The 12533-nt window shown below is 49.7% G+C and carries 13 protein-coding genes; 11 read left to right on the forward strand and 2 right to left on the reverse strand.

What is annotated here, in order from left to right:
- Positions 1-101: 101 nt before the first annotated feature.
- Positions 102-1142, forward strand: coding sequence for a SepM family pheromone-processing serine protease (locus tag AAIH57_RS00640; protein ID WP_175396103.1), 1041 nt, complete (start codon positions 102-104; stop codon positions 1140-1142).
- Between the two features lie 133 nt (positions 1143-1275).
- On the opposite strand, the gene AAIH57_RS00645 is transcribed toward AAIH57_RS00640, so the two are convergent.
- On the reverse strand, positions 1276-2508 hold the full coding sequence (locus AAIH57_RS00645) for a nucleotidyltransferase (RefSeq protein WP_430020237.1): 1233 nt from the start codon (positions 2506-2508) through the stop codon (positions 1276-1278).
- A 251-nt stretch (positions 2509-2759) separates the two neighbouring features.
- Entirely contained in the window at positions 2760-3998 is a 1239-nt protein-coding gene (hmpA, locus tag AAIH57_RS00650) for an NO-inducible flavohemoprotein (RefSeq protein WP_430020238.1), read from the reverse strand.
- A 450-nt stretch (positions 3999-4448) separates the two neighbouring features.
- On the opposite strand from hmpA, the gene AAIH57_RS00655 reads away from it, so the two are divergent.
- The 10 genes from AAIH57_RS00655 to rnc all read left to right on the forward strand — a co-directional run bounded on the left by AAIH57_RS00655 (position 4449) and on the right by rnc (position 12410).
- Positions 4449-4955 (forward strand): YceD family protein, encoded by a 507-nt coding sequence (locus AAIH57_RS00655; RefSeq protein WP_175396100.1) that lies wholly within the window; start codon positions 4449-4451, stop codon positions 4953-4955.
- Positions 4956-5020: 65 nt separating this feature from the next.
- Positions 5021-5194, forward strand: a complete 174-nt coding sequence (gene rpmF, locus AAIH57_RS00660) for a 50S ribosomal protein L32 (protein ID WP_090923906.1) — start codon at positions 5021-5023, stop codon at positions 5192-5194.
- A 416-nt stretch (positions 5195-5610) separates the two neighbouring features.
- The gene (gene fapR, locus AAIH57_RS00665; protein WP_239299296.1) at positions 5611-6159 is read left to right on the forward strand and encodes a transcription factor FapR; all 549 of its coding nucleotides are present in this window, start codon (positions 5611-5613) and stop codon (positions 6157-6159) included.
- Positions 6156-7151, forward strand: coding sequence for a phosphate acyltransferase PlsX (gene plsX / locus AAIH57_RS00670; protein ID WP_175396099.1), 996 nt, complete (start codon positions 6156-6158; stop codon positions 7149-7151). The genes fapR and plsX overlap by 4 nt, the downstream gene beginning before the upstream one ends.
- Before the next feature lie 8 nt (positions 7152-7159).
- Entirely contained in the window at positions 7160-8149 is a 990-nt protein-coding gene (locus AAIH57_RS00675; RefSeq protein ID WP_430020239.1) for a beta-ketoacyl-ACP synthase III, read from the forward strand.
- 27 nt (positions 8150-8176) lie between these two features.
- Positions 8177-9109, forward strand: a complete 933-nt coding sequence (gene fabD / locus AAIH57_RS00680) for an ACP S-malonyltransferase (RefSeq protein WP_430020240.1) — start codon at positions 8177-8179, stop codon at positions 9107-9109.
- A 37-nt stretch (positions 9110-9146) separates the two neighbouring features.
- Entirely contained in the window at positions 9147-9896 is a 750-nt protein-coding gene (fabG, locus tag AAIH57_RS00685; RefSeq protein WP_430020241.1) for a 3-oxoacyl-[acyl-carrier-protein] reductase, read from the forward strand.
- A 151-nt stretch (positions 9897-10047) separates the two neighbouring features.
- Positions 10048-10281: an acyl carrier protein gene (acpP, locus tag AAIH57_RS00690; protein WP_024630176.1), complete on the forward strand. Its 234-nt coding sequence runs from the start codon at positions 10048-10050 to the stop codon at positions 10279-10281.
- Between the two features lie 178 nt (positions 10282-10459).
- Positions 10460-11698, forward strand: coding sequence for a beta-ketoacyl-ACP synthase II (gene fabF / locus AAIH57_RS00695; RefSeq protein ID WP_413033984.1), 1239 nt, complete (start codon positions 10460-10462; stop codon positions 11696-11698).
- A 13-nt stretch (positions 11699-11711) separates the two neighbouring features.
- The gene (gene rnc, locus AAIH57_RS00700; RefSeq protein ID WP_095287860.1) at positions 11712-12410 is read left to right on the forward strand and encodes a ribonuclease III; all 699 of its coding nucleotides are present in this window, start codon (positions 11712-11714) and stop codon (positions 12408-12410) included.
- The last annotated feature ends 123 nt before the right edge of the window (positions 12411-12533 follow it).

Here is a 12533-nt window from a genome sequence, read left to right on the forward strand (position 1 = left end):
CTGAATAATGAGGCCTATCCGGCCTGTACCATTGTATGCTGGAGAATGAGGGTGTTAGACTTATAATTATGGAATAAACGCAAAGAACGGGGGCTCATGCGATGAATCGGATTCGAAAATCTGGCGGATTCAGAGCTTCGATCTTTGTGATCGTGGTGGCTCTGGTTGTCTATGTTGCAGTCTATATGCCAACGCCGTATATCATTTATATGCCTGGCAGTGCTGATGAAGTAAAACCGATGGTCACGGTAAAGGATGGGGACCAGGAGGAACATGGTGTATTCATGATGACGACGGTGTCGGCAACGTATGCCAATGTGTTTTTGCTTGGAACATCCTTGTTTAATCGGAATACTCAAATTGACAAAAAAGAAGATCGGCTGCAAGGGAAAAGCGAAGCGGAGTATTCTGCCGAACAGGTGTGGTTTATGAGCGATTCCCAATCCTCCGCCATGGAAGCGGCTTATGAGCAGGCGGGTGTGAAGTATTCCATTGTTCCCGAACATATTTTTGTGTTTGGCTTGTCGGAGGATCCGAAACCGCAGGGAGACATCGTCCCTGGCGACATTATCTTGGGTGTGAACGGAACAGCTACACCGGACAATACTGTATTATCTGCCCAGCTGAAGGATAAAAAAGTGGGAGATACGGTAGAAATGCAATTGGAACGCGGAGGCGAAACCATTAGCCGTGAAGTGAAGCTGATCGAAGTGAAAGATAGCAAAACGGGTGAAACCAGACCTGGTTTGGGTGTGATGATCGGAGCCGTTCAGAAAGTGAAACCTGAGGATCCGGATAAACAGATTACCTTCACGGATACGCAGGTGGGTGGCCCTTCGGCGGGATTAATGTTTACGCTGGAGATCTATAATCAGCTTACTCCCGGAGATCTGACTCAAGGTCACCGAATTGCCGGGACGGGTACCATCACCAAGGAAGGTGTGGTCGGCGCGATTGGTGGCGTGGTGCACAAAATCGTGGCTGCGGACCGCAAAGACGCAGAAATTTTCTTTGTTCCAAAACAGAATTACAAGGAAGCGGAAGCCAAAGCGGAGCAGATTGGCACCAAGATGAAGCTGGTTCCTGTGAGTACGGTGGATGATGCCCTGGCATATCTGAAAACCTTGTCTGCCAAATCATAAAGGTTGTTTTATAATTTGGATATACGAAGTCCGAGTAAAGAAAATGAAATCCCCTATGACGGTCGTTTGAATAAACGACACGACATAGGGGATTTTTGGTGTAACGATAATAGATAGGGTACTCATATAAAGCTTAGCACCGGACAGGCGGCTCATAATAGTCACTATACATGGCTCGTGTGTCCCTCTGTTCATATGCAAGGGCATAGGCTGCCTGTGCCTGTACATCAAGTTCCAGCTGGTTGTGTATGAAGTTGGACGGTTTGAGCACTACAGGCAGGGATGAGACAGTTTTCATGTGTTTCAACAGACCTTGGCCTTGTGCATTAAATCCAAGGACACGGAGATAGCCCGGGCCTTCGGCTAGTTGCTCCGCTGAGAGTTCTGCCTTGGCATGATGAAGCAGAACATGGGTCAACATGCGCTGCAGCTTGGTGCGTGTGTACCGCCTGGTCTTAAGCGCGTTCAGCAATGCTTCGACTGATGGTTCCGGGAGCTGAGCAAGAGTGCGGATCAGCCGATGCTCAAGTCCTTCCGTGACTTCGGCGATATTTGCCAGCTCGGAGGCACGGCGGGTCGCCGCAATGTGCAGCAGCGGCTGAGCAAAGCGCTCCCAGTGCACGGGAGCGCGCCTCGCTTGCCATTCACGCTGCAGAATGGCAAGGGTTGCCGCCGGCACGTACGGCGCGGCGGCTTGGGGCCCGTCCGCCATCAGCAGGCGGCGGACGGCGGTTGCACTGGCGATCGCCCCCGGTCCGGGCGTCGCCTCATGATACGCGGCACCTGTGCGTGCCGTCGTCAAGGGCTGGATCGCGCTGCCCAGTCGTTCCAGCGCGATCAGGTAGTGCAGCCCAAGCGAATTGTTGGGCTGCCCCAGCAGTGCAGCGGCGGCATCCGCATCGACGCCGCCGGGCGCCAGCGCCGCCGCCGCGCCTGCGTACGCGGCGGGGTAGCTGGCGCCCTCCCGCAGGCGGCGCGCGATGTCCTCGCGCAGCCCTGCGGGCTCCACAGCCAGCACGCGCGCAATGCGCTGCAGGCTGTCCAGGTCGCCGGACTCGCTGCCGAAGCAGAGCGAGTCCACGACCCCGGTTCGGTGCAGCAGCGAGACCGCACCGAAGGCAAACCATTCCGCCGGTTGTACTGCATAAGCAACCGGCAGCTCAATGACCAGATCGGCGCCTGCATGCAGCGCCATCTCGGTGCGAGCCCTTTTACTCACAATGGCGGGTTCCCCGCGTTGGAGAAAAGGGCCGCTCATTACGGCCACAACGGCGTCTGCTCCGCTAAGCCGCCTGGCCTCACTCAAGTGATAGACATGTCCGTTATGCAGCGGGTTATATTCAACAATGACACCAACGGCTTTCATCAGCAGGTGCTCCTTTCGCTTAAAATGAAGTATCTACAATACGTCCTGGTATGTATACCGGGTAGATGGCTGTCATCATTGCTGCTTCGTCAAGCAGCGGGTCTTGTTCAATAATAGGGGATAAGGGCATCCTTATTCAAATGAGTAGGGATAAGAAGCTGCCCAAAAAGGCACCATGTCGCATTCAATGAATACGCACAGTGCCTTTGAGAGGACTTCTATTGATCCTACATCATTTGCTTCGAGTAAAATTAAATGCCTTCCGCTACAGGAATCAGGTTTGTTTTGGGACTAAAGAACTCATAATGAATAAACTCAGGTGCAACGCCGATCTCACATAGAGCCGCATAAGCAGCCTGCATGAAAGGGATGGGACCGGTCAGGTAATAATTGGAGCCAAGCGGTTGACGGATAATCTGGGACAGCCAGGCTGCATCAATGTAACCCTCTTTGTGAAAACGCGATTTTGCGCGATCATCAGGAGTAGGCTGCGTATAACAATAAAATGTCTGTATATCCTCATGTTGTTCTGTCAATGTATTTACATGGTCACGGAAAGCGTGGGTTTCACCATTTAGGGCTGCATGGATAAACGTAATCTGACGTTGGGCATGGCTGGCGACAAGGGTATTCAATATGCTGATCATCGGCGTGAGTCCAACGCCGCCACTTAGTAACACCACATTGCGTGAATCTTCCGTTTCGAGTGTGAAGTCGCCCGCAGGAGCAGACAGCTCGACCACATCCCCTTCCGCAATATGATCATGCAGATACGTCGATATAACGCCATCCGGCCGATCAGCCAGCGCACCCTCACGTTTAACCGAAATACGGTAATAAGGCTTGCCTGGAGCGTCGGAGAGACTGTATTGTCTAATCTGGGTGTAGGTACTCCCTTCAGGTTTCATCCGGAGGCTAATATATTGTCCGGGTTGGTATGCGGCTATAGGTTTGCTGTCCGTTGGCACCAAATAAAAGGAAGTAATCATTTCGCTTTCCTTTATTTTTTTCGCAACCCGGAAGGAACGGAAACCCTCCCAGCCACCGCTTTGATTTTCGGTCGATTCGTATAATTCCTTCTCCATATCGATAAAAACACTCGCAATGACACCGTAGGCTTCAGCCCACGCTGCAATAATCTCGTCGGTTGCAGCATCACCAAGCACATCTTTGATGGCTTTCAGCAAATACGTGCCAACGATCTGATATTGCTCAGGGGCAATGCCGAGACTGCGATGTTTGTGAGCGACCTGTCGGACGGCAGGCAGAACTGCGGCAAGATTGTCGATATGCAGGGCGGCAGCGTAAACCATATTGGCCAGGGCGGCCTGCTGGCGTCCCTGTTTCTGGTTGGCGTGATTAAAAATATTCAGCAGTTCAGGGTGATTTGTAAACATCGTTTTATAGAAATGACTTGTAATGGCTTCACCATGGACTTCAAGTGCAGGTACAGTAGATTTGATTACTTTAATTGTATTTTCGTTTAACATGGATATTTCCTCCCATAAATGGATTGACTAGTTGGATAACCTGCGCCGTCCTTCTGCCGTATCGGCATATGACAAGTATAGGTAGAGTGAAAAAGGGTTCGTGTGATCTACATCACACTAATCATTAAAGAAATGTGTCCGAAAACACCATTCGGAACGAATACCTTGTCGTATGTAAGAAAGAAAGTTTATAATGCGGAGGAGAGATTTTGTCGTCCGGGTATCTTTCTTTTCAAAAAGGGTGTAAAGTTAAAAGTGTTGACAAACGTCTTGGAAAATCGGTATAATGATTTTTGTTTGTTAAGTCAATTTCATAATACTTTTAACGATGAAGCGTCAGAATACATACAGTCAAGATATGAAGTGCACAACCATCAGACTTGATCTGTATAACTGCCGTAATGCATTTGACATGAATTATGAAATTGGTTTCGTTTGGAGTGATGGGAAATGTTATTGCCATTTCGCAAAGTGGCTATCAGTGATCGGCCCCTGCAGTTTAATGAACAGTGGGATATTCAAGAACTGATTTCTAACCGACAAGATATCACAGCCGTTACCCCGCTGACTGCGGATTTATCTGCAGAACAAGCAACGGGGGGCGTGGTGGATGTTCATGGCAAATTGACAGCAGGAGTGGACATGTTGTGCTCACGTTGTCTCAAGCCGATTAGTGAACATCTTCATATTGATTTTCATGAGCAATTCAAGCAGGGAGAACAGCCGGAGGACTTGCCTGAAGATGATGACACTGTCTATGTGGATGGAGAGGACATTGATCTGAAGCTATATGCCGAGGAAGCTTTTCTGCTGCACCTGCCGTTTATACCGCTATGCAGCGATACATGCAAAGGGCTGTGCCCTAAGTGTGGCCATGAGCTGAACGAGGGTGACTGCGGTTGTGATAACGAAGTTATCGACCCGCGGCTTGCAGGGCTCAAGGATTTTTTTAAATGAGCATAAATGAAAATCTAGTGTAACAACTACCTGTAAAGGTTGATTTTGATAAGGAGGTGGGAATAATGGCAGTACCTCAACGGAGAACGTCCAAGACGCGTCGCGACAAACGTCGCACTCACTTTAAATTGGCTGTACCGGGCATGGTGAAATGTGAACAATGCGGCGAATTGAAGCTTGCTCACCACGTGTGCAAAGTGTGCGGAACGTACAAAGCAAGAGAGATCATCTCTCAATAATAGCTAGACATCAAGTAGTACTTCATTTCGATGAGGTACTACTTTTTTTGAATGTTCAAATATGATGCTGTTAGTATCCGCAGATTCAAAGGCGAAGGATGCTCTTTATGTAAAAGAAAGTTTGATAGAAAGCAGGGATCTGGCGATCCCGGGCAGAATGGTTTTTGCCCGCCAGCCTTTCTTTTTGACACAGGATGAGATATACTGTACTTTAGTACCAGGTTCTAAGATTTGGGGTTACATAGACAAGGACCATAATTCGTGTGATGAAACCTCTGGCGATCAGGGGTGTAATTATAGAGATTAATATAAGACGATAGAACGGACCGGCATGGGACGCTTTCTTAAACGATACAGCGGGGGTGTCAGACATCGAACGTGTACCGAAGAGACAGAGGCAGCAGCAATTGACCAAAATGATCGAAGACAATCCATTTGTGACGGATCAGGAGCTTACACGGCAGTTGAAGGTGAGTATTCAAACGATTCGCCTCGACCGACTGGAGCTTGGGATTCCAGAGCTTCGGGAACGAATGAAACTGATGGCGGAACGTTCGTATGATCAGGTGCGCTCTCTGCCTCTGCATGAGATTATTGGTGATATTGTGGATTTGCAGCTGGACAAAAGTGGGATATCCTTGTTTGAGATCAAGGAAGAGCATGTATTTTCGAGAACGGGAATTGCTCGTGGTCACTATGTATTTGCCCAGGCCAACTCCCTGGCGGTTGCTGTCATTAATGATGAGATTGCATTAACGGCTTCGGCCGATATTCGATTTGTCCGTTCGGTTCATCTGGCTGAAAAATGTATTGCGAAAGCTTATGTCAGATCGATCTCGGGTCAAAAGGGAAAAGCGAAAGTTGAAGTGTTCACCTATGTAGGTGAGGAAATGGTGTTTCAAGGCAACTTTGTCATCTACCGTTCTGGTGGAGAAGACAGCCTAGAGGGAGGTCATCTGGAATGAAAATCGTCATTGATGCTATGGGAGGCGATCATGCACCCAAGGCAACGGTAGAAGGTGCAATTGCTGCCGCTACGGAATGGGCGGATACACAGATCGTGCTTGTTGGCGATGAAGCTAAGCTGGAGCCGATTTTGAATCAGTCAGCCGTCAAGCCAGCCAACCTGTCTGTGCGTCACGCTTCAGAGGTGATTGGTTCTGATGATGAACCTGTGAAGGCGGTTCGTCGCAAGAAGGATGCCTCTATGGTGGTCGCGGGCCGCATGCTGAAGGAAGGCGAAGCAGATGCCATGATCTCTGCAGGCAATACCGGAGCGCTAATGACAACAGGGCTGCTCGTGGTAGGTCGTATGGAAGGCATTGAACGTCCGGCGCTTGCACCGATGATTCCAACCATAGATGATGTGGGCGTGCTTGCACTTGATCTGGGAGCGAACATGGATGCGAAGCCCGAGCACTTAGCACAGTATGGACTTATGGGCAGCCTGTATCGGCAGAAGGTACAAGGCGTAAACTCTCCTAGAGTGGGTTTGCTCAATGTTGGAACAGAGCCGGGCAAGGGGAATGAGCTTACGAAGCATGCTTATCCGCTGCTGGAGCAGCTTCCGATTCAATTCGTTGGTAACGTGGAAGCTCGTGATGTACTGACAGGTGCATGTGATGTGCTTGTGTGTGACGGGTTTGCCGGTAACATATTGTTGAAATCGCTGGAAGGCACAGCCGGTGCCATCTTCGCGCTGCTTAAGGAGCAGTTCTCATCGTCGCTCAAAAGCAAACTGGCCGCTGCCGTGCTCATGCCTGAGCTGCGCGGTCTGAAACGGAAACTGGATTATACCGAGCATGGCGGTGCGCCGCTTCTCGGCTTGAGCAGACTCGTTGTGAAAAGTCATGGATCAGCGGATGGCAATGCCATCAAAAACGCAGTTCGCCAAGCAAGAATCGCAGTTCAGAACCAACTGGTGGAGAGCATATCTAAGGAAATTAGCGGGAAGTGAGTGACGACATGAATAATTTGCGCCCGGTAGGGGTTATCGGTACAGGGAAATATGTACCTGAGAAAATTTTGACAAACAGTGACCTGGAAAAGATGGTTGATACGAATGATGAGTGGATCGTCAGCCGCACGGGAATCAAGGAACGTCATATCGCTGCTCCTGATCAGGCGACTTCGGATTTGGCGTACGAGGCAGCCATTAAGGCACTTGAATCCGCAGGAATGACAGGCAGTGATCTGGATTTGATCATTGTTGCAACCATCACGCCGGATTCCGCCTTTCCTTCTACAGCCTGCATTTTGCAGGACAAGCTTGGTGCCAAAGGGGCAGCGGCATTTGATCTGTCTGCTGCATGCTCAGGTTTCGTATATGGACTTGCAACTGCAACCAGCTTTATCCAGAGTGGCATGTATAACAATGCACTCGTTATTGGCGCGGATTGTCTGTCCCGAATCACGGATTATACAGACCGCAACACCTGCGTGTTGTTTGGAGATGGAGCAGGCGCGGTAGTCGTTGGAGAAGTGCCGGAAGGCCGCGGATTCAAGTCATTTGACCTTGGGGCAGAAGGTGCAGGCGGCGGCCTGCTTCAATTGGAAGGCGGCGGTTCCCGTTTGCCTGCTTCCGCAGAGACAGTCGAAAACAAAAAACATTACATTTACATGAATGGCCGTGAAGTATTCAAATTTGCCGTGCGTGTTATGGGAACTGCAACAGATGAAGTTCTTCGCAAAGCAGGTTTGGGCCGTACGGATGTGGATCTTTTTGTTCCTCACCAGGCGAATATTCGAATCATTCAATCCGCCATGCAGCGTCTTGAGCTTCCTGAAGAAAAAGTGGTTGTTAACGTAGACAAATACGCAAATACTTCAGCAGCGTCAATCCCGCTTGCTCTGGTGGAAGCTGCTGAGGAAGGCCGCATGAAAGCCGGAGACACCATACTAATGGTTGGGTTCGGAGGCGGACTGACTTGGGGTGCATCTGTACTCGTATGGTAAACTAGACAGCTGGGAGAGATGAATCTGATGGGTAAAATAGCATTTGTATTTCCCGGACAGGGATCACAGGCGGTAGGCATGGCGAAGGACGCGTATGAGTCCGTGCCTGCGGCAACTGAAATTTTTCGTACAGCAGACGAAACACTAGGCTTCTCGCTGAGTAATCTCGTGTTTGAAGGTCCGGAGGCCGAGTTGAAACAGACATCAAATACTCAACCGGCTCTGTTGACAGCAAGCATCGCTTTGCTTGAAGCTTTTAGAGAAAAAGGGATTCAGCCTGACTATACGGCTGGACACAGTCTGGGTGAATACAGTGCTCTCGTTGCAGCGGACGTTCTATCGTTTGCGGATGCTGTGGGTATTGTCCGGGCACGTGGCCAGTATATGGAGCAGGCTGTACCAGGCGGACAAGGGGCGATGGCTGCAGTACTGGGAGCGGATCGGGAAGCGCTGGGGGTGCTTTGCCGGGACGTATCCGAAAGCGGTCATACGGTTGAACTTGCCAACATGAATTGTCCGGGTCAAATTGTTATTTCCGGTGTCAAAGAAGGTGTAGCTGCCGTAGCGGAACGGGTGAAGGAAGCTGGCGGCAAGCGTGCCATTGCACTGGAAGTGAGCGGTCCTTTTCATTCCTCTCTGATGAAGGAGGCTGCTGAGAAACTTGCAGACAAGCTGCAAACCGTAACATTCTCTCCAGCCAAGGTTCCTGTAGTCGCAAACGTGACGGCAAGACCTGCTGAAAATGGACAGTTTCAACAATTGTTGACAGAACAGGTCTATTCTCCGGTTTTATGGGAAGACAGTGTGACATGGTTGATTGAGCAGGGTGTAGACACCTTCATTGAGATTGGTTCCGGAAGTGTACTGACCGGGTTGATTAAAAAAACAGATAAATCCGTAAAATTGTACAATGTAAACAGTCTTGAAACGCTTGAAGCTACCGCAGCTGCATTGAAGTGATTGAATCACAGGTTATTTGGGGAAAGGAGGAATTATGTTGTCTAAACCGTTAGAAGGTAAAAACGCGCTGGTTACTGGTGCATCCCGTGGAATCGGACGCAGCATTGCACTCGCTTTGGCTGAAGCCGGCGCCAATGTTGCGGTAAACTATGCAGGCAGTCAGGCTGCAGCCGAAGAAGTGGCGGAAGCCATTCGCGCCAAAGGAGTTCAGGCCATGACCATCCAGGCCAATGTTGGTTTAATGGATGAAGCTGAACAAATGGTAAAGGCTACACTTGAAGCATGGGGCAACGTCGACATTCTGATTAATAACGCAGGGATTACACGTGACAATCTGATCATGCGCATGAAAGAGGAAGAGTTTGACCAGGTTATTGAGACCAATCTCAAAGGTGTATTTAACTGTCTTAAGGCTGTAACTCGTCCTATGATGAAACAACGCTCTGGCAGAATCATCAATATATCCTCTGTTGTGGGTGTTCTGGGTAATGCCGGACAAGCAAACTATGTTGCTGCCAAGGCGGGGGTAATCGGTTTGACCAAGGCATCCGCTCGTGAACTGGCTTCCCGGGGCATCACGGTTAACTGTGTTGCACCAGGGTTTATAGAGACGGATATGACCAAGGAATTGTCACAGGAGCTGGTGGATGGTATGCTGAGTGGCATTCCGCTGTCCCGACTGGGACAGCCGGATGAAATCGCCGGAGTTGTTACGTTCCTGGCTTCGGAAGCTTCATCGTATATGACAGGGCAGACATTGCATGTCGATGGCGGCATGTACATGTAATTCTTCCCGGACTTGAACAACAGTCGGGGAACAGGCGCTGGACGATCCGAAATGCCGGAAAAAGGCCGGATTCCCCGGCCGGGAGCCGCATATGTCTTCTATGGCATTTTGCCTGCGATTCTCGTATAATACCAAGGAGGAGGTGAACCGGATGTCCGATGTATTGGAGCGTGTAAAACGCATCGTCGTCGACCGCTTGGGCGCAGACGAAGCTGAAGTTACACTTGAAGCATCTTTCAAAGAAGATTTGGGTGCTGATTCTTTGGATGTAGTGGAATTGGTCATGGAATTGGAAGATGAATTCGATTTGGAAATCTCTGATGAAGATGCAGAAAAAATCACGACCGTAGGTGAAGTTGTAAACTACATACAATCTCATACCTAAAGTCATTCAGTCCCGCACCTGTTTTCGAACAGGCGGGACTTCTCATCATTCATTGGTTTTTCTCATTCCGCAGCGATGCTGGCCAAACGAGGTTTTCGGATCCTGATTGGTCAACATCCGCTTGCGGATATTCCCACAAAATAATTGCGTAAAGCAGTCGATATAGAGGTGAGTCGGTTTGAAACAAAGAGTAGTAATTACCGGAATGGGCGTAATGACATCGCTCGGAAAAGATTTGGAAACGTTCTGGGGAAGTTTAATGGCAGGTAAGTCCGGGATCTCTCAGATTGAGGCCTTTGATGTGAGTGAATACACGACACAAATTGCTGCCGAAATTAAGGATTTCAACCCGGATGAATATATGGATCGTAAGGATGCCCGCAAAATGGACCGTTTTGTTCAGTTTGCCGTTGCAGCCGGATTCAAAGCTGTGGAAGACAGCGGTTTGAAGATCGATGAGAACATTGATGCAGAGCGGTTTGGTGTATCCATCGGATCGGGTATTGGCGGACTGGGAACCTGGGAGGACCAGCATAATGCATTGCTGCAAAAAGGTCCAAAACGGGTAAGCCCATTCTTCATCCCCATGATGATCTCCAACATGGCTTCTGGCCAAATGTCGATTTCTCTTGGAGCAAAAGGTCCGAACATCAACGTAGTCACAGCCTGTGCGACAGGAACACACTCCATTGGAGACTCCTTCAAATTGATTGCTAATGGAGATGCAGATGCAATGATCTGTGGTGGTGCCGAGGCAACAATCAGACCAACGGGTCTGGCTGGTTTCTGTGCAATGCGTGCAATGTCGACCCGCAATGACGAGCCGGCTAAGGCAAGCCGTCCTTTCGATACAGGTCGTGATGGCTTCGTTATGGGTGAAGGAGCAGGTATCCTGGTTCTGGAATCGCTGGAACATGCTCAGAAACGCGGTGCACGTATTTATGGTGAGGTCATTGGTTACGGCCTTACGGGCGATGCGCATCACATGACTGAACCGGATCCGGATGGAGCGGCACGCTGCATGAAGATGGCACTTCGCAATGCGGGAATTGAACCGGAAGAAGTGGACTACATCAATGCACATGGTACCTCAACTCCGGTGGGTGACAGATCCGAAACGCTTGCAATCAAGAAGGCGTTTGGTGATCATGCGTACAAGCTCGCAGTAAGTTCTACCAAATCAATGACAGGTCACATGCTGGGTGCAGCCGGTGGCGTGGAAGCTGTAATTTGCGGACTGTCGCTGACTCATCAGACACTCGCACCTACGATCAATTTGGAAAATCAGGATCCGGAATGTGATCTGGATTATGTGCCAAATGTTCCGCGTGAAACCAAAGTGAATGTTGCCATGTCCAACTCATTTGGATTCGGCGGTCACAATGCCACCATTATTCTCAAAAAATTTGAAGCATAAGGGGCTAGTTCGTTTGAGTGAAGATCTGAAGCAGTTACAACACAAACTTCAAATCAAATTTGACAACAGGCAGCTTTTAAAACAAGCGTTTACCCATGCTTCTTATGTAAACGAACACCGGTTCAGTCAGCACCAGGATAACGAACGTCTGGAATTTCTGGGCGATGCGGTGCTTGAGTTGACTGTATCGGAATACTTGTATCATTTGTATCCTAACCGTCCGGAAGGTGAATTAACGAAGCTGCGGGCATCCATTGTCTGCGAACCTTCCCTCGTCAAATTTGCAGAAGCACTTGGTTTTGGGCAGTATGTACTTCTTGGTAAAGGTGAGGAACTGACGGGAGGACGAACACGGCCGGCTTTGCTGGCTGATGTGTTTGAATCTTTCATCGGTGCATTGTATCTGGATCAGGGACTGGAGCCAGTCAGAACGTTTCTGGACCAGCATGTTTTTCCGTTAATCGTTCTGGGCGGTAAGCTCCAGATGAGCGATTACAAGACGGAACTGCAGGAACTCACTCAGCATCACAATATGGGAGCTCTGGAGTATCGGATCGTCGAAGAACGGGGCCCTGCCCATGAACGTGAGTTTGTCTCGGAGGTCCATATGGGCCAAGAACGGCTTGGCCGAGGTACAGGACGTTCCAAAAAGGAAGCCGAGCAGCAGGCTGCATCCGCAGCGCTTGATCGATTAAAGCTTCCGGAAGCCTGAGTTTTACCGGGTAGCGCATAGACAAACGAAGAGCAAAGAGCAGCCCCTCGGGTCCGCCCCGGCGGAGATTATCGGCCGGACTGCTTTTTGCTCTTTTTTTTGTAAAGAGAGGGTTCGGGAGCT

This window comes from Paenibacillus sp. MABNR03 (assembly GCF_050455445.1).
GTDB classification, from domain to species: domain Bacteria; phylum Bacillota; class Bacilli; order Paenibacillales; family Paenibacillaceae; genus Paenibacillus; species Paenibacillus xylanilyticus.